Here is a 24,788-nt window from a genome sequence, read left to right as displayed (position 1 = left end):
GAGGAAAAAACGCATTTTACGGAATCGCGCCCATAAAAAAGCCCCTGATGTCATGTCAGGGGCTTTTTGTCGCAGCAAGGATCAAGCTTCTGCTTGAACTTCGTCAGCCTGCATGCCTTTTTGGCCCTGCACCGCAACGAACGTCACTTTCTGGCCTTCTTTGAGGCTCTTGAAACCGTTGCCCTGAATAGCGCGGAAATGCACGAACAGATCCGGACCGCTTTCTGGAGTGATAAAACCAAACCCTTTTTCGTCGTTAAACCACTTGACGGTACCGCTCTGACGATCAGCCATTTTCTTATTTCCTTGACGCTATAAATTAATGACAGCCCCTTTCACATGAAAGAGTACTGGGCTGGGTTGCAGGAAAGTAAGAGACGTCGAACGGGTTGTAGCGTAACTATTTCAGCTACTGCCCAGGTCCAGGTTCCAAGCGACCCATGCAAACACAGTGGGCAAACTCTACGCCAACTAATAGAGAAAAAACAAGCCCCGAAAAACCCCAGGTTTTGCTCGGCCTCATGACACTTCGTTGAATAATGTGGGGCGGACTTATTCGATAGATTTATTCACTTGTTATAGCGATATCCCTATAACGATGACTATCGAAAATGCACTGTTTTATGGCGGTTGCGTTACAGGTTAGTGCACGTTAACGCAACCGCGTTACTTACAGGAACAGTCAATCAGCCACGGTAGTAACGCTGTGGCACGAATGGCATTTTACTTACACGCAGAAGCACCTTTTTCCCACGCACCAACGCAGACACTTCGGTATCCAGTGCAGTGAACGCGCTGTCCAGGTAACCCATAGCCAACGGGCCGCCGAGGCTTGGGCCAAAGCCGCCGCTGCAGACGCTGCCGATCACCGTGCCGTGCTCGTCGACAATCTCTGCGCCTTCGCGCACTGGGGTGCGTTCCTGGGGTAACAGACCCACGCGCTTGCGACTCACACCGGTCTGCTGTTGGGTAAAGATTCGGTCGGCACCTGGGAAGCCACCCGCACGCGCGCCATCGGCACGACGGGTCTTGGAGATCGCCCACAGCAGGCTGGCTTCAATCGGCGTGGTCTCGGTGTTCATGTCATGGCCATACAGGCACAGGCCGGCTTCCAGGCGCAGGGAGTCGCGGGCGCCCAGGCCGATGGCTTGTACTTCGCTCTCGGCCAGCAGGCTGCGCGCCAGGCTTTCGGCATTCGCGGCAGGTACGGAGATTTCAAAGCCATCTTCACCGGTATAACCGGAGCGGCTGACGTAGCAGTCCACGCCCAGCAGGCGCAGGGAGGCGAACTGCATAAAGGTCATCTTGGTCACTTCCGGCGCCAGGCGCGCCAGCACCTGCACCGCCGCCGGGCCTTGCAGGGCGAGCAGGGCGCGCTCTTCGAACAGCGGTTCGATGCTGCACTGCTCGCCGATATGTTTGCGCAGGTGCGCGAGGTCCTGGTCCTTGCAGGCGGCGTTTACCACCAGGAACAATTCGTCGTTACCCAGGTTGGCAACCATCAGGTCGTCGAGGATGCCGCCTTGCTCGTTGGTGAACATGGCGTAGCGTTGCATGCCCACGGGCAGGTCGATGATGTCGACCGGCACCAGGGTTTCCAGGGCCTTGGCGGCATTGGCGCCCGTCAGGCGGATCTGGCCCATATGGGACACGTCAAACAACCCGGCCTGTTCACGGGTGTGCAGGTGTTCCTTCATCACGCCCAGCGGGTATTGCACTGGCATGTCGTAGCCGGCGAAGGGCACCATGCGTGCACCCAACTCGATGTGCAGGGCGTGCAGTGGGGTTTTCAACAGGGTTTCGGTGGACATATTCAGCTCCTGAAAAACGTGCTGGCGCGCCTTTGGGCGTCAGCACTCGATAATGTTGACCGCCAAACCGCCACGGGCGGTTTCCTTGTATTTGCTTTTCATATCGGCGCCGGTCTGGCGCATGGTGCGGATGACCTTATCCAGCGAGACGAAATGCTGCCCGTCGCCGCGCAAAGCCATGCGCACCGCATTGATGGCCTTCACCGAGCCCATCGCATTGCGCTCGATGCACGGCACTTGGACCAGCCCGCCAATCGGGTCGCAGGTCAGGCCGAGGTTGTGTTCCATACCGATTTCGGCAGCGTTTTCGACTTGGGACACGCTGCCGCCCAACACTTCGCACAGGGCGCCTGCGGCCATGGAACAGGCCACGCCGACTTCGCCCTGGCAGCCGACTTCGGCGCCCGAGATCGATGCGTTTTCCTTGTACAAAATCCCGATGGCGGCGGCGGTGAGCAGGAAACGCACTACGCCGTCTTCGTTCGCGCCGGGGATAAAGCGCATGTAGTAGTGCAGCACCGCCGGAATGATCCCGGCCGCACCGTTGGTGGGCGCCGTGACCACACGCCCGCCGTTGGCGTTTTCTTCGTTGACCGCCAGTGCATACAGGTTGACCCAGTCGAGTACCGACAACGGATCGCGCAGGGCTGATTCAGGGTGTTTGCACAGTTGGCGATGCAACGCGGCAGCGCGGCGTTTTACCTTCAAGCCGCCGGGCAAGATCCCTTCATTGCGGCATCCGGCATCCACGCAGTCCTGCATCACCTGCCAGATCTTCAGCAAGCCGGCGCGGGTTTCGGCTTCCGGGCGCCAGGCACTTTCATTGGTCAGCATCACCTGGCTGATCGACAGCCCGTAGGTGGTGCAATGGCCGAGCAAGTCCTTGGCGTGCTTGAAGGGGAAGGTCAGCGGTGTCGCGTCTTCGACAATCCGGTCGGCGCCGGCGGCGTCTTCATCCACCACAAAACCGCCGCCTACCGAGTAGTATTCGCGGCTGCGCACCTGGATGCCCGCGGCATCGAAGGCCCGAAAAATCATGCCGTTGGGATGGTAGGCGAGGGGTTTGCGAATCATCGCCAGGTGTTCTTTCTCATTGAATGCAATGCGGTGTTCGCCGAGCAGGTTCAAGCGCCCGTTACTGCGTATCTCCAAGAGACGTGCGGCGACGGTTTCAGTGTTCACGGTGTCCGGGTGTTCGCCTTCCAGGCCCAGCAGCACGGCTTTGTCGCTGCCGTGGCCTTTGCCGGTGGCGCCCAGCGAACCATAGAGTTCCACCTTGATGTTGCAGGTGGTGGTCAGCAGGTTGTCGCGCTTGAGCCCTTCGACGAATCGAGCGGCGGCGCGCATCGGGCCGACGGTGTGGGAACTGGAGGGGCCGATGCCAATCTTGAACAGGTCGAACACGCTTAAAGACATGAGTGGTTCTCCGGTTTCTTATTATTGAGGTGGTCAAATGCGGGAGGGGGCTTGCCCCTCCCACATTTTTTGACCGCGTTCAGCCAGACGGATCAGGCGTAGCTCTCGATCGACGGGCAGGCGCAGACCAGGTTGCGGTCGCCAAACACGTTGTCGACCCGGCCAACCGGCGGCCAGTACTTGCCTTCGATCAACGACGCAACCGGATACACCGCCTGTTCGCGGCTGTATGGGTGGCTCCATTCGCCCACCAGTTCCGCCGCCGTGTGCGGGGCGTTCTTCAATGGGTTGTCATCCTTGTCCAGGGTGCCGTTTTCCACTGCGCGGATCTCGCAGCGGATGGCGATCATGGCGTCACAGAAGCGGTCCAGTTCTTCCTTGGATTCACTTTCGGTCGGCTCGATCATCAAGGTGCCGGCCACTGGGAACGACATGGTCGGGGCATGGAAGCCGAAGTCGATCAGGCGCTTGGCCACGTCATCCACGCTGATGCCGCTGCTGTCTTTGAGTGGCCGCAGGTCGAGGATGCACTCATGCGCCACCAAGCCGTTGCTGCCGGTATAGAGCACAGGGTAGTGCTCCTCCAGGCGACGGGAGATGTAGTTGGCATTCAGGATCGCCAACTGCGAGGCGCGCTTGAGGCCCGCGCCGCCCATCATGCTGATGTACATCCAGGTGATCGGCAGAATGCTCGCGCTGCCGAACGGTGCCGCGCAGACCGCGCCTTCCTTGCGTTCCATGGCCGCATGGCCCGGCAGGAATGGGGTGAGATGGGATTTGACGCCGATCGGGCCAACGCCCGGGCCGCCACCGCCGTGAGGGATGCAGAAGGTCTTGTGCAGGTTCAGGTGGGACACGTCGCCGCCGAACTTGCCCGGTGCGCACAGGCCGACCATCGCGTTCATGTTGGCGCCGTCGATATACACCTGGCCGCCGTTGTCGTGGATGATCCCGCAGATTTCGCGGATGCCTTCCTCGAACACGCCGTGGGTGGACGGGTAGGTGATCATCAGCGCGGCGAGGTGCTCGCGGTGCTCGATGGCCTTGGCGCGCAGGTCTTCGATGTCCACGTTGCCGCGGGCATCGCAGGCGGTCACGACGACGCGCATGCCGGCCATGTTGGCAGTGGCCGGGTTGGTGCCGTGGGCCGACGACGGGATCAGGCAGATGTCGCGGCGCTCTTCGCCACGGCTCTGGTGATAGGCACGAATGGCCAGCAGGCCGGCGTATTCACCTTGGGAGCCCGCGTTGGGTTGCAGCGAGATCGCGTCATAACCGGTGGCCGCGCAGAGCATGGCTTCCAGGTCCGACGTCAGTTGCAGGTAGCCGGCGCTCTGTGCGGCTGGGGCGAACGGGTGCAGGGCACCGAATTCGGCCCAGGTCACTGGGATCATTTCACTGGCGGCGTTGAGTTTCATGGTGCACGAGCCCAACGGGATCATGGTGCGGTCCAGCGCCAGGTCCTTGTCGGCCAGCTTGCGCAGGTAGCGCATCAGCTCGGTTTCCGAGTGGTAGCGGTTGAACACCGGGTGGCTGAGGATCGGCGACTGGCGCAGCAACGCGGCTGGCAGCGCGCTTTCAGTGGCGGCGAAGGCGGGCAGAGCCTTGCCGTCGGCGAAGATCGACCACAGGGTTTCGATATCGGCTGGGGTGGTGGTTTCATCCACCGACAGGCCAACGCGCTCGGCATCCACCACGCGCAGGTTGATGCGCTGGGCGCGGGCCTTGTCGTGCAGGGCGGCGGTGTTGGCGCCGGTGTTGAGTGTGAGGGTGTCGAAGAAGTGTTCCTGCTCGACCTTCAAGCCCAGGGTCGTCAGGCCTTTGGCCAGGATCGCGGCCAACTGGTGAATGCGCTGGGCGATCTGGGTCAGGCCTTTTGGGCCGTGATACACGGCATACATGCTGGCGATGTTGGCCAGCAGCACCTGGGCGGTGCAGATGTTCGACGTGGCTTTCTCGCGGCGGATATGTTGCTCGCGGGTCTGCATGGCCAGGCGCAGGGCCGGCTTGCCGAAACGGTCGACGGACACACCGACCAGACGGCCCGGCATGTCGCGCTTGAACGCATCCTTGGTGGAGAAGTACGCCGCATGCGGGCCGCCAAAGCCCAGCGGTACGCCAAAGCGTTGTGCACTGCCGATGGCCACGTCGGCACCGAACTCACCCGGTGGGGTCAGCAGGGTCAAGGCCAGCAGGTCGGCGGCCACGGCCACCAGGGCATTGGCAGCGTGGAAGCGTTCGGTCAGGTCGCGGTAGTCGAACACGTCACCGTTGCTGGCCGGGTATTGCAGCAGGGCGCCGAAGAACGCGCTCACGTCGGTCAGCTCGCGCTCATCGCCCACCACCACATCAATGCCCAACGGTTCGGCACGGGTGCGCAGCACGTCGAGGGTCTGCGGGTGGCTGTGGATCGAGGCGAAGAAGGCGTTGCTGCCTTTGTTCTTGCTCAGGCGCTTGCAGAACGTCATGGCTTCGGCAGCGGCAGTGGCTTCGTCCAACAGCGAGGCGTTGGCGATCGGCAGGCCGGTGAGGTCGCTGATCAGGGTCTGGAAGTTCAGCAGCGCTTCCAGGCGGCCTTGGGAAATCTCTGGCTGGTACGGGGTGTAGGCGGTGTACCAGGCCGGGTTTTCCAGCAGGTTGCGCAAGATCGGCGACGGCGTGTGGCAGTTGTAGTAGCCCTGGCCGATGTACGTCTTGAACAGTTGGTTCTGGCTCGCGATGGCCTTGATCTTGGCCAGGGCCTCGGCTTCGCTCAAGCCGTCTTCCAGGCCGAGCACGCTGGTGCCCTTGATGCTTTCCGGGATCACGCTGGCACTGAGGGCTTCGAGGGAGTCAAAGCCGAGGCTGGCGAGCATCTGTTGCTCGTCTTCGTGGCGCGGGCCGATGTGGCGGGCAATGAATTCGTTGGCGGTGCTCAAATTAACAGTCATGGCGCGCTCCTCAGGCTTCAGCGTTGGCTTTGATCAGGCGGTCGTACGCATCCTGATCCAACAGCTTAGCCACTGCGTCGGCATCGGCCGGTTTAAAGCGGAAGAACCAGCCTTCGCCCATCGGGTCTTCGTTGACCAACTCCGGGCTGCCATCGAGCTTGTCGTTCACTTCGAGGACTTCACCGTCCAACGGCATGTACACACCGCTGGCGGCTTTTACCGACTCAACGGTGGACGCTTCAGCGCCCTTGTCGTAGGCCTGCAGCTCAGGCAGTTGCACGAAAACCACATCACCCAGCGCGTTTTGCGCAAAAGCGGTGATCCCCACGGTGACGCTGCCATCGGCTTCGGCGCGCAGCCATTCGTGATCTTCAGTGAAACGCAACTCGCTCATGGAAACTCCTCAGGGCCAGATTCGTCTGGTGGACGGGATTGGAATAATGGGGAGTTGCATAGCAAGATCGCGGCCAATGTCATTAAGTCCTTATAAATCAATGGCTTGATAAAATTGGTTATGAGGTTATGCGCAGAGGCTGTAGCGAATTCGATACAGCGCGGTGCGTTAAAAAAAGCCTATGTGGATCAAAGCCTTGCATGGCGCGTAAAAAGCAGGGCTGTAGCGATATCGTTACGCTGTAGCGATTTCAGGACAGCGGATGTCGTTCTCAGACCAAAACTTGAAATGCTTTGCAAATGTGTGACGGGGCTTGCCCCTCCCACATTGTCCAGTATTCAAAGCTTGTTGGGGATGCCGTACTTGCGCAGGCGATGGGCGATGGCCGTATGGGAGGTTTGCAGGCGGTTGGCCAGTTGGCGGGTCGAGGGGTAGCTGACGTAGAGCTTTTCCAGCAGGCTGCGCTCGAAGTCTTCCACGGCCTGTTCCAGGCTGTCGACTTCGCCGTCGCTCTGGCGGGCGACGGAGGTGCCGGCGATGTCCAGGTCGCCGATGTCCACCAGGCTGCCTTCGCAGATGGCGGCGGCGCGGAAGATCACGTTCTGCAACTGGCGCACATTGCCGGGCCAGCGGTTGCCCAGCAACGCCGGGTAAGTGCCTGGCGCCAGGCGGCATACCGGGCGCTGGATCTGCGCGCAGGCCTGCTGCATGAAATAGCGCGCCAGCAGCAGGATGTCCTGGCCGCGTTCGCGCAGGGGCGGTACTTCGACGTTGAGCACATTGAGGCGGTAGAACAGGTCTTCGCGGAAGGTGCCTTCGCTGACCATCTTTTCCAGGTCGCGGTGGGTCGCGCTGAGGATGCGCACATTGACCTTCACTTCACGGTCACCACCGACCCGGCGAAAGCTGCCGTCATTCAAAAAACGCAGCAGCTTGGCCTGCAAATACGGCGACATCTCGCCGATCTCATCAAGGAACACCGTGCCCTGGTTGGCCAACTCCATCAGCCCCGGCTTACCGCCGCGCTGGGCGCCGGTGAACGCGCCCGGTGCGTAACCGAACAACTCACTCTCAGCGAGGTTCTCCGGCAACGCCGCGCAGTTCAAGGCCAGGAACGGCGCACTGTGGCGTGCACTGATGGCGTGGCAGGCGCGGGCCACCAGTTCTTTGCCGGTGCCGGTTTCGCCCTGGATCAGCAACGGCGCATCCAGCGCAGCGACCCGTTGCGCCCGTGCCTTGAGGGTGCGGATCACCGGCGATTCGCCGAGCAGCGCATCAAAGCCTTCGGCATGGTCGTGGTGCAGCGCCGACAGTTGTTCACCAATGCGATTGGGTTGGTACAGGGTGAGCAGGGCGCCGGCGTCGGTGATCGGCGTGGCGTCCAGCAGCAAGGTCTGGCCGTTGACGCTGATCTCGCGCAGGGGCAGGCGGAAGCCGTTTTCCAACAAGGTATCGAGCAGCGCCGGGTCGTTGAACAACTCGGCGATGCTCTCCCCGGCCGGTTCGCGCCCGTACAGGGCGATCAATGCAGGGTTGGCCAGCAGGATCTTGCCCGCGCTGTCCAGGGCCAGCACCGGGTCGGTCATCGCGGCCAGCAGGGCGTCGAGTTGCAGGTGGCGGCGTTGACCGGGGAGGATGTCCACCACGGTCACCGCCTGCACGCCGTGCACGCTGAACAGCGCGTCGCGCAGTTCTTCGAGCACGTTGGCGCTCAGCGTCGGCGCGTCGATATAGACATTGGGCGGCACCATTTCCACCGCATCCAGGTTGAGATTGCGCCCGCCGAGTAAGGCCAGGACTTCCTGGGTGATGCCGACGCGGTCGATGAAGCTGACGTGGATACGCATGGGGTGCTGGCAATTCTGCAGAGCGAGAGGCGGCAAGTATGCCTTGGAGCGGGGCGCAGGTGAAATCTGACAGGTGATGGAGATCAAAATGTGGGAGGGGGCTTGCCCCCGATAGCGGTGTGTCAGTTGATAGAAAGGTCACTGATCCACTGCCATCGGGGGCAAGCCCCCTCCCACATGTGGACCGAGTTATTCCAGATGTTCGGGTTTTACCGGGTCTCCGGATTTCACATCCAGTTGATGGCGCACATCCTCGAACATCAAGTCGTACTGCTTGTGCATCTGGCCGTTGAGCGTGGCGATCTTCGGCATTCCATACTTCTGCGCGATGTTCATCGCGTGCCGCGCAAAGTCGAAGGCCTGGTCCTTGGGCAAGTAGAACTCCTCCTTGAGGTCCTTGCCCTGCACCGAGCCGTGAAGCTTGAACAGCATGCCCTTGCCCTCCTTTGGATCCTGGCTGACTTCGTAGTCGATGCACAGGTTGTAGCTGTAGTCGTCCTTGTTCAGCGCGTGTCGCTCGATATGCAGGTGACCGGGTTCAAAGGTGGCCATAGGCGTATCTCCTTACTTCACAGGTAGGTGATGCCAGGTGTTGCCGTGCTGATGCGCGTGCCGGCAGTGCCCTGGACGATGGCTTCGATATCCGAGAGTGAACCGATGACGGCGGTTTTGCCAGTCTGGCGGGCGAACTCGCAGGCGGCTTGCACCTTGGGCCCCATAGAGCCGGCGGCGAAGCCGAGTTTTTCCATGTCGTCGGGATGGGCCTGGCCGATGGCCTTCTGGGTCGGCTTGCCGAAGTCGATAAAGGCGGCATTGACGTCGGTGGCGATCACCAGCAAGTCGGCGTTCAGTTGTGAGGCCAATAGCGATGAGCACAGGTCTTTGTCGATGACGGCTTCGATGCCGCGCAGTTTGCCGTCTTCGCCATACATCGTCGGGATGCCGCCACCGCCGGCACAGATCACGATGGCGCTTTTTTCCAGCAGCCATTTGATCGGGCGGATTTCAAAGATGCGTTTGGGGCGTGGGCTGGCGACGACACGGCGGTATTTATCGCCGTCCGGGGCGATGGCCCAGCCTTTTTCGGCGGCGAGTTGTTCAGCCTCGGCCTTGGAGTACACCGGGCCGATGGGCTTGGTGGGGTTTTGGAACGCCGGGTCCTTGGCGTCCACTTCCACCTGGGTGAGCAGGGTGGCGAACGGCACTTCAAAGTCCAGCAGGTTGCCCAGTTCCTGTTCGATGATGTAGCCGATCATGCCTTCGGTCTCGGCGCCCAGCACGTCCAGCGGGTAAGGCGAGACACTGGTGTAGGCCGCTGCCTGCAACGACAGCAGGCCGACCTGCGGGCCATTGCCGTGGGCGATCACCAACTCGTTGCCGGGGTGGATCTTGGCGATCTGTTCGGTGGCGATGCGAATATTGGCGCGTTGGTTGTCTGCCGTCATGGGTTCACCACGGCGCAGGAGGGCGTTGCCGCCCAAAGCTACGACGATGCGCATAAAACGATCCTTCTAGAATTCAGCTTTGTGAACACTGCACAAAATGTGGGAGCGGGCTTGCTCGCGAAGGCGGTGGATCAGCCACCTGATGCATCAACTGACACTCCGCTTTCGCGAGCAAGCCCGCTCCCACATTGACCGAGTTTCACACTTAAGATTTATATATCCGCGAGTGCCGACACCAGAATCGCCTTGATCGTATGCATGCGGTTTTCCGCTTGCTCGAACGCGATGTTGGCCGGCGACTCGAAGACTTCCTCAGTCACCTCCACGCCATTGGCCAGGTTCGGATACCGCGCGGCGATGTCCTTGCCGACCTTGGTTTCGCTGTTATGGAACGCCGGCAGGCAGTGCATGAACTTCACGCGCGGGTTGCCCGAGGCTTTCATCATCTTGGCGTTGACCTGGTACGGCAGCAGTTGCTCGATACGCTCGTCCCACGCTTGCACCGGCTCACCCATCGATACCCAGATATCGGTGTGGATGAAGTCCACGCCCTTGACCGCTTCTTTCGGGTCTTCAGTGATGGTGATACGCGCGCCGCTTTCGTCGGCGAACGCCTGGCACTGCTTGATGAAGTCTTCATGGGGCCACAGGGCTTTCGGCGCGCCGATGCGCACGTCCATGCCGAGCTTGGCGCCGATCATCAGCAGCGAGTTGCCCATGTTGTAGCGGGCGTCGCCCAGGTAGGCGTAGCTGATGTCATGCAGTGGCTTGTCGCTGTGTTCGCGCATGGTCAGGGTGTCGGCGATCATTTGCGTCGGGTGGAATTCGGCAGTCAGGCCGTTGAACACCGGCACGCCAGCGAACTTGGCCAGTTCTTCGACGATTTCCTGCTCGAAGCCACGGTATTCAATGGCATCGAACATCCGACCGAGCACGCGGGCGGTGTCTTTCATGCTTTCTTTGTGGCCGATCTGCGACGACACCGGGTCGATGTAGGTGACGTGGGCGCCCTGGTCATGGGCCGCCACTTCGAACGCGCAGCGGGTGCGGGTCGAGGTTTTTTCGAAGATCAGCGCGATGTTCTTGCCCTTGAGGTGCGGCCGCTCGGTGCCGGTGTATTTGGCGCGCTTGAGGTCGCGGGACAGGTCCAGCAGGTAGTGCAGCTCGCGGGTGGTGTGGTGCATCAGCGACAGCAGGCTGCGGTTGCGCATGTTGAAAGCCATGATGGATCTCCTTAATAGTCGATTGGGTCGCGGATGATCGGGCAGGTCATGCAATGGCCGCCGCCACGGCCACGGCCGAGTTCACCGGCGCTGATGGTGATGACTTCCACACCGGCCTTGCGCAGCAGGGTGTTGGTGTAGGTGTTGCGGTCGTAGCCGATCACCACGCCTGGCTCCACGGCCACCACGTTGTTGCCGTCGTCCCACTGCTCGCGCTCGGCGGCGAAGGCGTTGCCGCCGGTTTCCACCACACGCAGGGTTTTGAGCTTGAGGGCGGTGGCGACCACGTCGAGGAAGCTCGCGTCTTCGCGGCGCACATCGATGCCGCCGGGTTTGCTCTCGTCAGGGCGCAGGCTGAAGGCGACGATCTGGCTGACCACTTCCGGGAAGATCGTTACCAGGTCGCGGTCGCAGAAGCTGAACACCGTGTCCAGGTGCATGGCGGCGCGGGATTTGGGCAGGCCGGCGACGATCACGCGTTCCACCGCCTTGTGCTTGAACAAGTTGAGGGCAAGCTGGCCGATGGCTTGGCGCGAGGAACGCTCGCCCATGCCGATCAGTACCACGCCGTTGCCGATGGGCATCACGTCGCCGCCTTCGAGGGTGGCGTTGCCGTGTTCCTGGTCGGGGTCGCCGTACCAGACCTGGAAGTCGGCGTTGGTGAACTCAGGGTGGAATTTGTAGATGGCGGTGGTCAGCAGGGTTTCCTGACGGCGCGCCGGCCAGTACATCGGGTTGAGGGTGACGCCACCGTAGATCCAGCAGGTGGTGTCGCGGGTGAACTGGGTGTTGGGCAGCGGCGGCAGGATGAAGCTGGAATGCCCGAGGAAATCGCGGAACATCTCGATGGTCTTGCCGCCGAAGCTGGTCGGCAGGTCATCGGCCGACACGCCGCCGATCAGGTATTCAGCGACCTTGCGCGGCTCCAGGCTGCGCAGCCACGAACCCACTTCATTGACCAGGCCGAGGCCGACCTGGTTGGCGGTGATCTTGCGCGCCAGGATCCAGTCCAGGGCTTCAGGGTTCGCCACGATGTCGGTGAGCAGGTTGTGCATTTCCAGCACATCAATATCCCGCTCGCGCATCTTGGTCACGAAGTCGAAATGGTCGCGCTTGGCCTGGGCCACCCACAGCACGTCATCGAACAGCAGTTCATCGCAGTTGTTGGGGGTCAGCCGCTGGTGGGCCAAGCCTGGGGAGCACACCATGACTTTGCGCAGTTTGCCGGCTTCGGAATGTACGCCGTACTTCACTTTTTCCGTGGTCATTACAGATCCTCCAAGGGTGAACAGTTACAGAGTCAGGAAGCCGTCGTAGAGGCCATAGGCAGCCACCAGGGCGCCAATCACGACTGCGGCGAAAATCAGCTTCTCGACGTTGGTGAAAATCGGTTTGCCCAGTTCACGCTTGGCCTTGGCGAACAGGATCGCGCCGGGGGCGTAGAGCAGGGCGGAGAGCAGCAGGTATTTGGTGCCGCCGGCATAGAGCAGCCACACCGCATAGATCAGCGCGACGGCGCCGATGAACAGGTCTTTCTTGCGCTCTTTAAGGGCGTTTTCGTAGGTCTCGCCGCGCACTGCCAGCAACAGCGCGTAGGCCGCCGACCACAGGTAAGGCACCAGGATCATCGAGGTGGCGAGGTAGATCAGCGACAGGTAAGTGCTGGCGGAAAACAGCGTGATCACCAGGAACACCTGAACCATCGCGTTGGTCAGCCACAGCGCATTGACCGGCACATGGTTGGCGTTTTCCTTACGCAGGAACTCCGGCATGGTGTGGTCCTTGGCGGCGGCGAACATGATCTCCGCACACAGCAGCACCCACGACAGCAGCGCTCCCAGCAGCGAGATGATCAAGCCGACGCTGATCAACACCGCGCCCCAGTGGCCCACCACATGCTCCAGCACGGCGGCCATCGACGGGTTCTGCAACTTGGCCAACTCGGGCTGGGTCATGATCCCCAGGGACAGCACGTTCACCAGCATCAAAAACAGCAGCACGGTGATAAAGCCGATCACGGTGGCCTTGCCCACGTCGGAGCGTTTTTCCGCACGGGACGAGAAGATGCTCGCGCCTTCGATGCCGATGAACACCCATACGGTGACCAGCATCATGTTGCGCACCTGGTTCATCACACTGCCCAGTTCAGGGTTTTTCACGCCCCAGATGTCAGCGGTGAAGATCTGAAGCTTGAACGCGAACAGCGCGATCAACACAAACAGCACCAGCGGCACGACCTTGGCAACGGTGGTCACCAGGTTGATGAACGCCGCTTCCTTGATCCCACGCAGCACCAAAAAATGCACGGCCCACAGCAACACCGACGCGCCAATCACCGCCGCTGGTGTGTTGCCCTCGCCGAAAATCGGGAAGAAGTAACCGAGGGTGCTGAACAGCAACACGAAGTAGCCGACGTTGCCCAGCCACGCGCTGATCCAGTAACCCCAGGCAGACGAGAAACCCATGTAGTCGCCGAAACCGGCCTTGGCGTAGGCATACACGCCGCCATCGAGGTCGGGCTTGCGGTTGGCCAGGGTCTGGAACACGAACGCGAGGGTCAACATGCCGATGGCGGTAATCACCCAACCAATCAATACCGCGCCGACATCGGCACTGGCGGCCATGTTTTGCGGCAGCGAGAAGATCCCGCCACCAATCATCGAGCCGACGACAAGTGCAACCAACGCGCCTAATCGAAGTTTTCCGGGAGCTTCAGACATCGCATAACTCCAATGCAGGAGAAGAGAGACCACAGAATAATTCCGTGCGCTAATCAAACAGCTGACTCAGATCACTTCATTGGCACATTCCATTGTGAATTAATGACTTAGGATGGAAAATCGTGGGCGATATGAAACCTCGGAAACGCTCTATGTAGAGCGGTTACGCCATTAGGATTAATTACTTGGCCAGGGTCATGGACGTTTGAAGCTAGAACGTTTTTCCGGATGTGCAAACTTTTTAACGATGTTTGACCTATTCGCTATAAAGGTTAAAGGTGATGCGGTATTTAAAATCTAAATAAGCCTAAATAGCGTTGAATTGACCTGCCATTAGGTTCTGAGTGCGTTGGTTTTATCGCCGTCTCTAATAAACGCTACACTCGCTGAGTTAATTAGTTGAGTGCACGGTTGTCAGCTCAAAAGATTATGTATCCAGGAGTGTCCATGTCCCAGCCGGCCCAGAAACTTCGACTCAGCGCCCTGATTGCCTTGGTGGTGGGCTCGATGATTGGTGGCGGGATCTTCTCGCTGCCGCAAAACATGGCTGCCCGCGCCGAAGTGGGTGCGGTGTTGATTGGCTGGGCGATCACGGCCGTCGGCATGCTTACTTTGGCCTTTGTGTTCCAGACCCTGGCCAATCGCAAACCCGAGTTGGATTCCGGGGTGTATGCCTACGCCAAGGCCGGTTTTGGCGATTACATGGGGTTTTCCTCGGCCTGGGGGTATTGGATCAGTGCGTGGATGGGCAACGTCGGCTACTTCGTGTTGCTGTTCAGCACCCTGGGCTACTTTTTTCCGGTGTTTGGCCAGGGCAATACACCCGTGGCTATCGGCTGCGCGTCGCTGCTGCTATGGGCCGTGCATTTCCTGGTGATGCGCGGGATCAAGGAGGCGGCGTTCATCAACCAGGTCACCACCGTGGCGAAGATCGTGCCGTTGCTGATGTTTATCGTGATCGCGGCGCTAGCGTTCAAGGCCGATATCTTCACCCGCGATATCTGGGGCCTGGGTAACCCGCAGCTCGGCAGCGTGGTGGACCAGGTGCGCAATATGATGCTGGTCACGGTGTTTGTGTTTATCGGCATCGAAGGCGCAAGCGTCTATTCGGCGCGGGCCGAGAAGCGTTCGGACGTCGGCCGGGCCACGGTCATTGGTTTTCTTGGCGTGCTGGCGCTGTTGGTGCTGGTGAATGTGTTGTCCCTGGGGATCATGAGCCAGCCGGAACTGGCCGGCCTGCAAAACCCTTCGCTGGCGGGAGTGCTGGAGCATATCGTCGGCCCCTGGGGTGCGATGTTGATCAGCCTCGGCCTTGCGGTATCGCTGTTGGGGGCGTTGTTGTCCTGGGCGTTGCTCTGCGCGGAAATCCTCTACGCCACCGCCCATGACCACACCATGCCGGCGTTCCTGAAAAAAGAAAACGCCAACCAGGTGCCGGTCAATGCCCTGTGGCTGACCAATGTGATGATCCAGGCCTTCTTGGTCATCACGCTGTTTTCCCACAGCACTTACACCACGCTGATTTACCTGGCCTCGTCGATGATCCTGGTGCCTTACCTGTGGTCGGCAGCCTATGCAGTGTTGCTGAGCGCACGCGGCGAAACCTATGAAGGCCTCCCAGGCCGGCGCATGAAGGACTTGCTGGTGGGCTTGATTGCCTTGGGGTATGCGGTATGGCTGCTGTACGCCGGGGGGTTGAAGTACCTGTTGCTGTCGGCGCTGTTGTACGCGCCGGGCGTGATTCTGTTTGCCCAGGCCAAGCGTGAGCAGGGGCAGCCGTTGTTCAGCCATGTTGAGAAGGGCATTTTCAGCTGCGTGATTGCGGGGGCGGGGTTGGCGGCGTATGGGTTGTACAGTGGGTTTTTATCGTTATGAATTGGCTGTACCGGCCTCATCGGGGGCTTGCCCCCGATAGCCATGGGTATCTACACAACTTCCAGTGAATACGGAATCTATGGCAATCAGGCTTCTGTGGTGAGCGGGGCAAGCCCGCTCACCACAGAGTTATGTGTCAGCCTTTAAGAGTTGTGTAGATACCTATGCCCCGATAGCGGCAGCCAGATCACCACTGTGCTCGGTGCGAGCCTAATTCCCCTGCCGGCAAATCCCATTGCAATGGCGTACCACTGATGGTCAGCGGGGGCAGCAACCGATGGGCCTGGCCCCAGGCGGTCTGTTCCACTACCAAGCCTTGATCACTCGGTTCTTCAGCCCGCAACGCCGGCTGCTCCGGCACGTGCCCCGCCTCCACCAACAACTTCGCCGTACGCGCCAATGACAACCGCGCCGACCCACCACGCCCGGATTCCAAGCGCTCGCTTAATGCCCGGATCGCGCTGGCCGCCATCAAATACCCGGTGGCGTGGTCCAGGGCCTGCAACGGCAGCGGCACTGGTTTATCCGATTGTTTCCAGGCCATACCCGCGTCGGCAATGCCGCTGCTCATCTGCACCAAGCTGTCGAAACCCCGGCGGTTGCGCCACGGGCCGCTCCAGCCGTAGGCGTTGAGGCTGACGTCGATCAGGCCGGGGGCGAGGCTCTGCAGTGCGCTTGGGGTGTAGCCCAGGTGTTCAAGGGCATCGGCGCGGTACCCGTGGAACAGGATGTCGGCGTCCTTGAGCAGGCTTTCGAACACCTGGCGGTCTGCGGGGTGTTTGACGTCCAGTCGGGCGCAACGTTTGCCCAGGGTCATTTCTGGCACCACGCCGGGCTCGCTCCAGGTGGGCGAATCGATGCGCAGCACGTTCGCGCCCAAGCCCGCCAGAAAGCGGCTGGCTACGGGGCCGGCCAGTACGCGGGTCAGGTCGAGCACCTTGATGCCGGCCAACGGGCGGGCGACCGAGCCGAGCCACGGCGTATCACGGGTGGTTTCGAAGGTCTGGCGCTGTATCAGCGCTTGTGCATTCACCGCCAGCCCTTGCGGATGGGTTTGCCAGGCTTGCCATGTGCGCATCTGCGCCGCGCAACCGCCAGCGTCGACAATCGCTTGTTCCAGCTCTGCGCCATTCCACGTTGCGACATTGGCTGCCATCTCGGCGCGATCTACGACACTGCCCAATACCTGTTCGGCAGCGGCACGGTGATGGGGCGCATTGGTGTGCAGGCGGATCCAGCCGTCGGCACTGGCGTAGTCGCCGGCCACCGGGTCCCACAGTGGTGGCACTTGCCAACCCACCGGGCGAATCGAGGACGAGAACCAAAACGAGGCGAGGCGTCGGTCCACACTCACGCTGGGCAAGCGCCCGGTCTGTTGCTGGATCAACTGAGCGAGCGCTTGGCCGGCGGCGCCGATGCTGGCGCTGGCCAGTTCGGTGACGGCGAAGGTCGAGGGCAGGGCGCCGGCCTCGGTCAGGGTCAGCGGGGTGTGGGGTAGGTCGAGTGCTGCTTGGATGGGAGTCAGCAGGTCAGTCATCAAAGGCCCTCCGTAAGAGAAGGGCCACTATAGAAGATCATCACGCGGGTGTGACAACTCCAGGTTCCAGCGGCAGGTCGATGCTGGCGATAAAACCGCCATCGGGGTGATTGGCCAGGCGCAGGCTGCCGCCGTGGCGCTCGGCTGCACGCCGTGCAATCGCCAGGCCCAGGCCGTGGCCCTGGGCGGTCTGGCCGGGGGCGCGGTAGAACGGCTCGCCCAATTGGCTGAGGTGATCGGCTTCAACGCCGGGGCCGTGGTCGCGCACGCTGATCACAATATGCTCGCCCTGGCGTCGGGCGTGCAGCTCGATCGGCTGCCCCTTCGGGTTAAAGCGCTGGGCATTGCGCAGCAGGTTATCTACCGCCCGTTCGATCATGGTCGGCCAGCCTTTGAGGTGCAGGTCGTTGTCGGCGCTCAGTTGCACCACTTGTTCTGGCGCGCTGAGCTGGGCGTCCTTTTGCAGCGTCTTGAGCAGGGGCGTGAGTTCGACGTTTTCGGCGCTGGCGTTGTCGGCATCGACACGGGCCAGCACCAGGATTTCGCTGATCAGGGCTTCCAGGCGATCGCACTCGCGGGTCAGGCGTGGCCAGAGTTTTTCCCGCTCTTCGGGGCTGGCGCGTTCGGCCAGGGCCAGCGCAATGCGCAGGCGGGCCAGGGGCGAGCGCAGCTCGTGGGACACGTCGCGCAGCAACTGGCGCTGGCTGCTGATCAGGCTTTGCAGGCGCGCGCCCATGCGGTTGAAGTCGGTGGCGAGCACGCCGAACTCATCGCGGCGATTGGCCAGACGCGCCAGGCTGTTCTGCTGGTAGGTGGCCTGGCCGAGGTCATGCACGGCACCGCGCAGGCGGCTCAACGGGCGCGTGATGGACAAGGTGACGAACAGGCTGAACAGGGTCAACACCACCAGGGCAATGGCCAATGCGCTCAATGGCCACGTCAGGCTGCTGCGGTGCCATTGGTCGAGTTCCGGGTGCGGGATACGGTAGATCAGCAGGTACGTGTCGCCGGTCTTCTCGCTGGTGTATTCGGCGGTCAGGCGGCGCCAGGGCAGGTGGCCTTCCTTGCTGTCGTTCTGGCGGGCTTCAAAGGCAGCAGCACGGCGCGGGAAGGTGCCGCGTACCACCGGCTCGCCGCTTTCGTTCAGCACTTGCACATCAATGTGGTACTGGCGCTTGCGCTGTTGCAGCAAGTCCTGGGCGGCGTCCTCGCCCTGGGCTTCGTAGAGTTGGGTCCACTCTTGCGCCAGGTTGTTGAGGCCAGGGTGACGGCTGAGAATCCAGGCATCTTGGTTGAGCATGTGCCCAAGCAGGATCGACAGCCCGGCAACCAAGGCGATGGCCAGCCAGAAGCTGGCCAGGATGCGCCAGAACAATGAACGCACAGGAAACCCTCAAACAGGAAAAGCCCAGTGGCGGGGGCCACTGGGCTGGGAGCATTAACGCGAGGGCATTATTGCGCTTTTTGCGGCTGTTGCGCTTTCCAGGCCTGGAATTCCTTCCACTCGGCACGGCGCTGTTCCTGCTTCTTGACGATCTCGTCGAACTGCTTCTGCTGGTCCGGCTTGAGCACGGCACGGATATCGGCCTGGGTTTTCTGCTTGCCGGCGGCGATTTCATCCTGCATGGCCTTCTGGTCAGCGGCCGGCAGTTTGTCCAGGTACTTTTTGGTCAGGTCTTTGCGAGCGTGCCATTGGTCGCCCATCAGCTTGCCGATCTGCTGGCGCTGCTCCTTGCTCAGGTCCAGTTGGCTGAAGGGGCCGCCTTTGCCACGCGGACCGTGTTCACCGCCGTGGCCCGGGCCACCCATCATGTGGCCTTCTGGGCCGCCCATCGGGCCTGGGCCTTCGGGCATGGCAGCCATGGCAACGGTCGGCAGGGCGGCGGCGAACATCAAAGCGATAAGGGTCTTGCGCATGGTGATTCTCCTGTCTCTATTCCGGTGAGTCCGGATGTGAGTAGATTACTCAGATCAAGGTCAGCGGCGGTCAGGGGAGCGTAAAGGTTTGGTAAGGGGGAGGGCCGCAGTTGCAGGTTTTCAGCTGCAAGCTGCAAGTTCAAGCGCTTCTGACTTGCTGCTTGCAGCTGCTTCAAAGGCTGTAATAGTAGCCGCGGCTGCGCAATGCCACGATCCGTGGCCGGCCATCCGGGTGCGGGCCGATCTTTTTGCGCAGGTTGCTCACGTGCATGTCCAGGCTGCGGTCGTACAGGGTCAGCTTGCGGCCCAGGGCGATCTGCGCCAGCTCCTGCTTGTCCAGCGGCTCGCCGGGCTGGCGCAGCAAGGCTTCCAGCAGGCGGCTTTCGGAGACGGTGAGGGTAAATTCCTGTTCGTCGATGCTGACCACGCCACGCACCGGGCTGAAGCACAGGTCGCCCAGCTCAAGCTGGCTGGACACGGCCGCCGGGTGGCTGCGGCGTAATACGGCGCGCAGGCGGGCGGTGAGTTCGCGCGGGTCGCAGGGCTTGGCCAGGTAATCGTCGGCGCCCAGTTCCAGGCCGAGGATACGGTCCAGCGGTTCGCCCCGGGCCGAGAGCATCAGCACCGGCAATTCGGGGTGGTCGTTGCGCAATTGCTTGAGCAGCTCCAGGCCGCTGCCGTCGGGCAGCATCACATCGAGCACCACCGCAGCCGGCGCACTGTCAGCCAAGGCCTTGCGCGCGCTCAAGCCATCGTGGCAGGCACGCACCTGGAAGCCTTCCTGGCTCAACCAACTGGTCAGCAGCTCGCAGAGCTCCTGGTCATCATCTATCAGTAACAGCTCGCTCATGACTTACTCAATTTAGCCATTGTCGACGGCGACGGTGCCCACCGCTGGCGAAGATCCCGCACAGCAAGGCGATCAGCGCGACGGCCCCGCCCGTGACAAACCACTGCTGTTGTTCGGTCAGCCAACGGGTCAAGGCGCCGCCCTGTGAATCTTTGAGTTGCTGGGCCAGCCGTTGGTTCTCTTGGCGAAGGCGGCTCAGTTGAGCGCTTTCGCGGGTCGCATCCGCGCTTTGCAGTTGCTTGCTCAGTTCTTCACGCTGGCGTTCGCTTTCTTTCAAACGTTGCTGCAGCTCGGTGATCTGGCTGCCAGCACTCAAGGACAGCGGCGTGGAGCTGCCGGTGTTTGAGGTTTCTTCAGCGTGGGCCGTAGCCCCGATCGTTAACACTGCCAACAGACACAACTGACGTAAGCGCATCGGAACTCCTGATTCCACACGAATATTCAGAACGTTGTCGGCAGGTTACCGAGAATAATGAGCAATTAGGAGTGCGCCGAACCCAATAGGTTCGGCGCAACCGGGTCAAGGCAGGACTTGCTTGAACGGCTTGATCACGACATCGGCGTAAACGCCGGCTGCGACATAAGGATCGGCCTTGGCCCAGGCCTGGGCATCAGCCAAGGAGGCAAACTCGGCGACGATCAGGCTACCGGTGAAACCGGCATCGCCCGGGTCGTTGCTGTCCACGGCCGGGTGCGGGCCGGCCAGGATCATGCGCCCTTCGGCTTGCAGCACTTTCAGGCGCTCCACATGGGCCGGGCGTACGCAAAGGCGTTTTTCCAGCGAATTGGCAACGTCGGTGGCAATGATTGCGTAGAGCATGTCAGTCCTCGGTTTTCGGCGTGGTGGGCTCGGCATCATGCAAGTGGCGCGACAAGTAAATGCCCTGGCCGACCAGGAACAACACGGTCATGCCCAGGCTGCCGAACACTTTGAAATCGACCCAGTATTCCTGGAAGGTGAATGCGACGAACAGGTTGGCGGCGCCACAGAAGATGAAAAACACGATCCAGGCCACGTTCAGCCGCGTCCACACTGGCTCCGGCAGAGTCAGCGCGTGGCCCATGATCCGCTTGATCAGCAGGCGGTCACCGATGAAGTGGCTGCCGATGAACGCCAGGGCGAACAGCCAGTTCACCACCGGAGCTTTCCATTTAAGGAAGGTTTCGCTGTGGAAGGCCAGGGTCAGGCTGCCGAAGACCAGGCACGCGACCAGCGTCAGCCATTGGCTTTTTTCCAGTTTGCGCTGCGAGATGAAGAGGGCGCCGTAGACGACCAGGGAACTGATGATCAGCACGGCGGTGGCGCTGTAGATGCCCCCGACTGTCAGTTCATGGCCGGCCAGATCGATGACCCGAGGGTCCAGTTTGTAAACGATGAAAAACAGCAACAGCGGGATGAAGTCGATGAATTGTTTCACAGTAAGAGCCAGAAGCTGGATGTGGCGGCATAATAACAAACATCCTTGGTTGCGAAAGCGCCACCTGACTTGAGGTTACATACCCCCGTGAATGTTGATTTGCACTGCCACAGCACGGCCTCCGATGGCGCCCTGGCGCCTGCGGTACTGGTTGCGCGTGCGTTTGAAAAGGGCGTGCAAGTCCTGGCGTTGACCGATCACGACACCCTCGAAGGTCTCGATGAGGCGCGTACGGCGGCCCACGCCCTGGGCATGCAGCTGGTCAACGGTGTGGAATTGTCCTGCACCTGGGGCGGCGCCACCATTCATGTACTCGGCTACGGTTTCGACCAAAATGCCCCGCCGCTGGTGCAGGCCATCGCCGCTTTGCACGACGGTCGCTGGCTGCGGTCCGAAGAAATCAGCCGCAAGCTGGCCCTCAAAGGCATGCCCAATGCCCTTGACGGCGCCCGCGCGATCCAGCAAGAGCTGGGTGACAGCGGCAATGCACCGGCCCGTCCGCACTTTGCCGACTGGATGGTGCGTGAAGGGTTTGTCAAAGACCGCGCCGAGGCGTTTCGCAAATGGCTGGGTGCCGGCAAGCTGGGCGATGTGAAGCAACACTGGCCGACCCTGGAAGACACCGTCCAGACCCTGCGGGCCGCCGGGGCGTGGGTCAGCCTGGCGCATCCCTGGCATTACGATTTCACCCGCAGCAAGCGCCGCAAGCTGATCAGCGACTATATTGGAGCGGGTGGCCACGCGATTGAAGTGGTCAACGGGCATCAACCCGCCGAACAGGTCGGCAGCCTGGCGATTCTTGCCCGCGAATTTGGTCTGCTGGTCAGTGCCGGCAGTGACTTTCATGGCCCAGGCGGCTGGTCCGAGATCGGCGAGTACCGCGCGATCCCGGAAGATTTGCCGCTTTTGTGGGGGCGATTCAAGCATGACCCCATTATTGCCACCGTCTGAACAGGTAGAACCCGTGAGTCAATTCTTCCAGATTCATCCGGAAAACCCCCAGGCGCGCCTGATTAAACAGGCCGTAGAGATCATTCGCGCCGGCGGCGTAGTGATCTACCCAACGGACTCGTCCTACGCCATCGGTTGCCAGATCGGCGACAAGGGCGCGGTCGAACGTGTGCGGCGCCTGCGTCAACTGGACGACAAGCACAACTTTGCGTTGATCTGCAGCGATCTGTCCCAACTGGGGCTGTTCGCCAAGGTCGACACTGGCACATTCCGCTTGCTCAAGGCCCACACGCCTGGGCCCTACACCTTTATTCTCAACGCCACCCGCGAAGTCCCGCGCCTGCTGCTGCACCCTAAGAAGCGCACCATCGGCCTGCGTGTGCCGGAGCACCCGATTGCCCTGGCGTTGCTGGCTGAGTTGGGTGAGCCGTTGATGAGCGTGTCGTTGATCATGCCCGGCGACACCGAACCCCTGGAAGACCCATACGAAATGCGCCAACTGCTTGAGAAGCAGGTGGACCTGATCATCGACGGCGGCTTCGGCGGCGGCAAAGCCTCCACCGTGATCAACCTGGCCGACGGCGAACCCGAAGTCATCCGTGTCGGTTGCGGCGATCCAGCGCCGTTTATGGTCGAGGCCTGAATGTCGTCAGTGGAAACCGTCGACCCTCAGGCAGGCGCCCAGCAGGAACTGCCGTTTGCCATGGTGTACGGCCAGGCTGTGCTGGAAATGCCCCTGGATTTGTACATTCCACCGGACGCCCTGGAGGTCTTCCTTGATGCCTTCGAAGGCCCGCTGGACTTGCTGCTTTACCTGATCCGCAAACAGAACATCAACATCCTCGACATCCCGGTGGCGGAAATTACCCGCCAGTACATGGGCTATGTCGAGTTGATGCAGTCGGTGCGCCTGGAACTGGCCGCCGAGTACCTGGTGATGGCCGCCATGCTCGCCGAGATCAAGTCGCGCATGCTGCTGCCGCGTTCGGAGACGGTCGAAGCCGAAGAAGACGACCCGCGTGCCGAACTGATCCGCCGCCTGCAAGAGTACGAACGTTTCAAGGCCGCCGCCGAAGGCATCGATGGTTTGAGTCGCGTGGGCCGCGACGTGGTGGTGCCCAAGCTGGATGCTCCCGAAGCCCGTGCGCGCAAATTGTTGCCGGATGTGAGCCTGGAAGAATTGCTGATGTCCATGGCCGAGGTGCTGCGCCGTGGCGATATGTTTGAACACCACCAGGTCAGCCGCGAGGCCCTGTCCACTCGCGAGCGCATGAGTGATGTGCTGGAACGCCTCAAGGGCGGCGGGTTTGTGCCCTTCGTCGAGTTGTTCACCAAAGAAGAAGGGCGCCTGGGGGTGGTGGTGACCTTTATGGCGGTCCTTGAGTTGGTCAAGGAGTCCCTGGTCGAGTTGGTCCAGAATGAGCCTTTTGCGGCTATCCACGTGCGGGCGCGAGCCGAATAAAGAGCTGAAACGATGAATCTGACTGAACCCCGCGAACTCGCTCCGTTGCTGGAGGCCTTTCTCCTGGCCTCGGGCAAGCCGCAATCCCTGGAGCGGCTGTTCGAACTCTTTGAAGAGGCCGAACGCCCGGAGCCGCCGGTGTTCAAGAAGGCGCTGGAGATCTTGCGCAAATCCTGCGACGGCCGCGCCTTTGAACTGCGCGAAGTGGCGTCGGGTTATCGCCTGCAAATCCGTGAGAAGTTTTCCCCGTGGGTCGGCCGCTTGTGGGAAGAACGCCCGCAGCGTTATTCACGGGCGATGCTCGAAACCATGGCGCTGATCGCCTATCGCCAACCAATCACCCGGGGCGAAATCGAGGATGTGCGGGGCGTGGCGGTCAACAGCCATATCGTCAAGACGCTGTTGGAGCGTGAGTGGATCCGCATCGTCGGCTACCGCGACGTGCCGGGTAAACCGGCAATGTTCGCCACCACCAAAGTGTTTCTCGACCACTTCAACCTGAAAAACCTCGACGACCTGCCGCCGCTCGCCGAATTGCGCGAGATGGAGGCCGAGCCGGTGCTGGACTTCGACGACGCCCCGGTGCCCGCCAGCCTGCAAGAACTGGCCGACGCCAGCGCCGAGCCAGAAGAGCCCAAGGACGAAACCAGTTTCCATACGTTGTTGCTGGAACTGGACGACATGGAACAGGGGATCAAGACCGACTTTGACGATTTGTTGCGTGATGGTGCGGCCGAGCCTGAGGCCGAAGCCCAGCCTGAACCAGAGCCAGAGCCAGAGGAAGACATCCTTGGGGTGGCCGAAGCCCGGGAAAAACTCCTGGCCGCCGTCGCCGCGCTCGAACAGCCGCCGTTAAGCGATGAAGAAGACGAAGCCCGCGCGTTGGCCGAAGCCATTGAGGCCGAACGTCGCGAATTCGAAGACTGATGAGGGCAAATGTGGGAGGGGGCAAGCCCACTCCCACATTTGATCTCTACTGTCTGGGAGAAAGC

General features: G+C 61.2%; 23 protein-coding genes. 5 read left to right on the top strand and 18 right to left on the bottom strand.

Annotated features, from left to right (window positions below; genetic code table 11):
• Positions 1-81: 81 nt before the first annotated feature.
• The 11 genes from PspS35_RS23300 to arcD (PspS35_RS23250) all read right to left on the bottom strand — a co-directional run bounded on the left by PspS35_RS23300 (position 82) and on the right by arcD (PspS35_RS23250) (position 13,786).
• Positions 82-294 (bottom strand): cold-shock protein, encoded by a 213-nt coding sequence (locus PspS35_RS23300; protein WP_002552288.1) that lies wholly within the window; start codon positions 292-294, stop codon positions 82-84.
• A 392-nt stretch (positions 295-686) separates the two neighbouring features.
• A complete protein-coding gene (gcvT, locus tag PspS35_RS23295; RefSeq protein ID WP_159936969.1) occupies positions 687-1,811 on the bottom strand; it encodes a glycine cleavage system aminomethyltransferase GcvT in 1,125 nt (374 codons plus the stop codon).
• A 39-nt stretch (positions 1,812-1,850) separates the two neighbouring features.
• A complete protein-coding gene (locus PspS35_RS23290; protein ID WP_159936968.1) occupies positions 1,851-3,227 on the bottom strand; it encodes an L-serine ammonia-lyase in 1,377 nt (458 codons plus the stop codon).
• A gap of 92 nt (positions 3,228-3,319) precedes the next feature.
• A complete protein-coding gene (gene gcvP / locus PspS35_RS23285; protein ID WP_159936967.1) occupies positions 3,320-6,157 on the bottom strand; it encodes an aminomethyl-transferring glycine dehydrogenase in 2,838 nt (945 codons plus the stop codon).
• A gap of 10 nt (positions 6,158-6,167) precedes the next feature.
• On the bottom strand, positions 6,168-6,551 hold the full coding sequence (gcvH, locus tag PspS35_RS23280; RefSeq protein WP_005790845.1) for a glycine cleavage system protein GcvH: 384 nt from the start codon (positions 6,549-6,551) through the stop codon (positions 6,168-6,170).
• Positions 6,552-6,889: 338 nt separating this feature from the next.
• Complete coding sequence (locus PspS35_RS23275) at positions 6,890-8,398, bottom strand: sigma-54-dependent transcriptional regulator (RefSeq protein ID WP_159936966.1); 1,509 nt, start codon at positions 8,396-8,398, stop codon at positions 6,890-6,892.
• Between the two features lie 189 nt (positions 8,399-8,587).
• On the bottom strand, positions 8,588-8,950 hold the full coding sequence (locus tag PspS35_RS23270) for a DUF5064 family protein (RefSeq protein WP_159936965.1): 363 nt from the start codon (positions 8,948-8,950) through the stop codon (positions 8,588-8,590).
• Positions 8,951-8,967: 17 nt separating this feature from the next.
• Positions 8,968-9,897, bottom strand: a complete 930-nt coding sequence (arcC, locus tag PspS35_RS23265) for a carbamate kinase (RefSeq protein ID WP_159936964.1) — start codon at positions 9,895-9,897, stop codon at positions 8,968-8,970.
• Between the two features lie 158 nt (positions 9,898-10,055).
• On the bottom strand, positions 10,056-11,066 hold the full coding sequence (locus PspS35_RS23260; RefSeq protein WP_159936963.1) for an ornithine carbamoyltransferase: 1,011 nt from the start codon (positions 11,064-11,066) through the stop codon (positions 10,056-10,058).
• Between the two features lie 11 nt (positions 11,067-11,077).
• On the bottom strand, positions 11,078-12,334 hold the full coding sequence (gene arcA, locus PspS35_RS23255) for an arginine deiminase (RefSeq protein ID WP_159936962.1): 1,257 nt from the start codon (positions 12,332-12,334) through the stop codon (positions 11,078-11,080).
• Between the two features lie 24 nt (positions 12,335-12,358).
• Positions 12,359-13,786, bottom strand: a complete 1,428-nt coding sequence (gene arcD, locus PspS35_RS23250) for an arginine-ornithine antiporter (protein WP_159936961.1) — start codon at positions 13,784-13,786, stop codon at positions 12,359-12,361.
• A gap of 447 nt (positions 13,787-14,233) precedes the next feature.
• Between arcD (PspS35_RS23250) and arcD (PspS35_RS23245) the strand changes: the two genes are divergently transcribed.
• Complete coding sequence (gene arcD, locus PspS35_RS23245; RefSeq protein ID WP_159936960.1) at positions 14,234-15,661, top strand: arginine-ornithine antiporter; 1,428 nt, start codon at positions 14,234-14,236, stop codon at positions 15,659-15,661.
• Positions 15,662-15,848: 187 nt separating this feature from the next.
• Here arcD (PspS35_RS23245) and PspS35_RS23240 read toward each other — a convergent pair whose 3' ends face one another.
• The 7 genes from PspS35_RS23240 to PspS35_RS23210 all read right to left on the bottom strand — a co-directional run bounded on the left by PspS35_RS23240 (position 15,849) and on the right by PspS35_RS23210 (position 21,383).
• Positions 15,849-17,198: a CoA transferase gene (locus PspS35_RS23240; RefSeq protein ID WP_159936959.1), complete on the bottom strand. Its 1,350-nt coding sequence runs from the start codon at positions 17,196-17,198 to the stop codon at positions 15,849-15,851.
• 40 nt (positions 17,199-17,238) lie between these two features.
• Positions 17,239-18,582, bottom strand: coding sequence for a HAMP domain-containing sensor histidine kinase (locus PspS35_RS23235; protein ID WP_159936958.1), 1,344 nt, complete (start codon positions 18,580-18,582; stop codon positions 17,239-17,241).
• Between the two features lie 68 nt (positions 18,583-18,650).
• Positions 18,651-19,115: an LTXXQ domain protein gene (locus tag PspS35_RS23230; protein WP_122305137.1), complete on the bottom strand. Its 465-nt coding sequence runs from the start codon at positions 19,113-19,115 to the stop codon at positions 18,651-18,653.
• A 172-nt stretch (positions 19,116-19,287) separates the two neighbouring features.
• Positions 19,288-19,965, bottom strand: a complete 678-nt coding sequence (locus tag PspS35_RS23225) for a response regulator transcription factor (RefSeq protein ID WP_049711772.1) — start codon at positions 19,963-19,965, stop codon at positions 19,288-19,290.
• Positions 19,966-19,972: 7 nt separating this feature from the next.
• Positions 19,973-20,380: a translation initiation factor 2 gene (locus tag PspS35_RS23220; protein ID WP_159936957.1), complete on the bottom strand. Its 408-nt coding sequence runs from the start codon at positions 20,378-20,380 to the stop codon at positions 19,973-19,975.
• Between the two features lie 105 nt (positions 20,381-20,485).
• Positions 20,486-20,785 (bottom strand): YciI family protein, encoded by a 300-nt coding sequence (locus PspS35_RS23215; RefSeq protein ID WP_159936956.1) that lies wholly within the window; start codon positions 20,783-20,785, stop codon positions 20,486-20,488.
• Between the two features lies 1 nt (position 20,786).
• Positions 20,787-21,383 carry a septation protein A gene (locus PspS35_RS23210; protein ID WP_159936955.1) on the bottom strand — a complete coding sequence of 199 codons (597 nt, stop codon included), beginning with the start codon at positions 21,381-21,383 and terminating at the stop codon, positions 20,787-20,789.
• Positions 21,384-21,470: 87 nt separating this feature from the next.
• Between PspS35_RS23210 and PspS35_RS23205 the strand changes: the two genes are divergently transcribed.
• The 4 genes from PspS35_RS23205 (at position 21,471) to scpB (ending at position 24,723) form a co-directional block, all read left to right on the top strand.
• Positions 21,471-22,334: a PHP domain-containing protein gene (locus PspS35_RS23205; RefSeq protein ID WP_159936954.1), complete on the top strand. Its 864-nt coding sequence runs from the start codon at positions 21,471-21,473 to the stop codon at positions 22,332-22,334.
• 13 nt (positions 22,335-22,347) lie between these two features.
• The gene (locus PspS35_RS23200) at positions 22,348-22,977 is read left to right on the top strand and encodes an L-threonylcarbamoyladenylate synthase (RefSeq protein ID WP_015885581.1); all 630 of its coding nucleotides are present in this window, start codon (positions 22,348-22,350) and stop codon (positions 22,975-22,977) included.
• Between the two features lie 120 nt (positions 22,978-23,097).
• Positions 23,098-23,796 carry a ScpA family protein gene (locus tag PspS35_RS23195; RefSeq protein ID WP_174244890.1) on the top strand — a complete coding sequence of 233 codons (699 nt, stop codon included), beginning with the start codon at positions 23,098-23,100 and terminating at the stop codon, positions 23,794-23,796.
• A 12-nt stretch (positions 23,797-23,808) separates the two neighbouring features.
• Entirely contained in the window at positions 23,809-24,723 is a 915-nt protein-coding gene (gene scpB, locus PspS35_RS23190) for an SMC-Scp complex subunit ScpB (protein WP_159936953.1), read from the top strand.
• Positions 24,724-24,788: the final 65 nt, after the last annotated feature.

The sequence above is a fragment of the Pseudomonas sp. S35 genome (assembly GCF_009866765.1).
GTDB lineage: Bacteria > Pseudomonadota > Gammaproteobacteria > Pseudomonadales > Pseudomonadaceae > Aquipseudomonas.
This window is presented reverse-complemented; position numbering and strand designations above follow the sequence as displayed.

What these genes read in the sequence shown, in the direction of transcription:
- PspS35_RS23270 (WP_159936965.1), bottom strand. Translation starts at nt 8,950, where the DNA reads ATGGCCACCTTTGAACCCGGTCACCTGCATATCGAGCGACACGCGCTG.
- PspS35_RS23260 (WP_159936963.1), bottom strand. Translation starts at nt 11,066, where the DNA reads ATGGCTTTCAACATGCGCAACCGCAGCCTGCTGTCGCTGATGCACCAC.
- PspS35_RS23215 (WP_159936956.1), bottom strand. Translation starts at nt 20,785, where the DNA reads ATGCTCTACGCAATCATTGCCACCGACGTTGCCAATTCGCTGGAAAAA.
- PspS35_RS23300 (WP_002552288.1), bottom strand. Translation starts at nt 294, where the DNA reads ATGGCTGATCGTCAGAGCGGTACCGTCAAGTGGTTTAACGACGAAAAA.
- arcD (WP_159936961.1), bottom strand. Translation starts at nt 13,786, where the DNA reads ATGTCTGAAGCTCCCGGAAAACTTCGATTAGGCGCGTTGGTTGCACTT.
- arcA (WP_159936962.1), bottom strand. Translation starts at nt 12,334, where the DNA reads ATGACCACGGAAAAAGTGAAGTACGGCGTACATTCCGAAGCCGGCAAA.
- PspS35_RS23275 (WP_159936966.1), bottom strand. Translation starts at nt 8,398, where the DNA reads ATGCGTATCCACGTCAGCTTCATCGACCGCGTCGGCATCACCCAGGAA.
- arcC (WP_159936964.1), bottom strand. Translation starts at nt 9,897, where the DNA reads ATGCGCATCGTCGTAGCTTTGGGCGGCAACGCCCTCCTGCGCCGTGGT.
- gcvH (WP_005790845.1), bottom strand. Translation starts at nt 6,551, where the DNA reads ATGAGCGAGTTGCGTTTCACTGAAGATCACGAATGGCTGCGCGCCGAA.
- PspS35_RS23230 (WP_122305137.1), bottom strand. Translation starts at nt 19,115, where the DNA reads ATGCGCAAGACCCTTATCGCTTTGATGTTCGCCGCCGCCCTGCCGACC.
- arcD (WP_159936960.1), top strand. Translation starts at nt 14,234, where the DNA reads ATGTCCCAGCCGGCCCAGAAACTTCGACTCAGCGCCCTGATTGCCTTG.
- PspS35_RS23240 (WP_159936959.1), bottom strand. Translation starts at nt 17,198, where the DNA reads ATGACTGACCTGCTGACTCCCATCCAAGCAGCACTCGACCTACCCCAC.
- PspS35_RS23290 (WP_159936968.1), bottom strand. Translation starts at nt 3,227, where the DNA reads ATGTCTTTAAGCGTGTTCGACCTGTTCAAGATTGGCATCGGCCCCTCC.
- gcvP (WP_159936967.1), bottom strand. Translation starts at nt 6,157, where the DNA reads ATGACTGTTAATTTGAGCACCGCCAACGAATTCATTGCCCGCCACATC.
- scpB (WP_159936953.1), top strand. Translation starts at nt 23,809, where the DNA reads ATGAATCTGACTGAACCCCGCGAACTCGCTCCGTTGCTGGAGGCCTTT.
- gcvT (WP_159936969.1), bottom strand. Translation starts at nt 1,811, where the DNA reads ATGTCCACCGAAACCCTGTTGAAAACCCCACTGCACGCCCTGCACATC.
- PspS35_RS23225 (WP_049711772.1), bottom strand. Translation starts at nt 19,965, where the DNA reads ATGAGCGAGCTGTTACTGATAGATGATGACCAGGAGCTCTGCGAGCTG.
- PspS35_RS23220 (WP_159936957.1), bottom strand. Translation starts at nt 20,380, where the DNA reads ATGCGCTTACGTCAGTTGTGTCTGTTGGCAGTGTTAACGATCGGGGCT.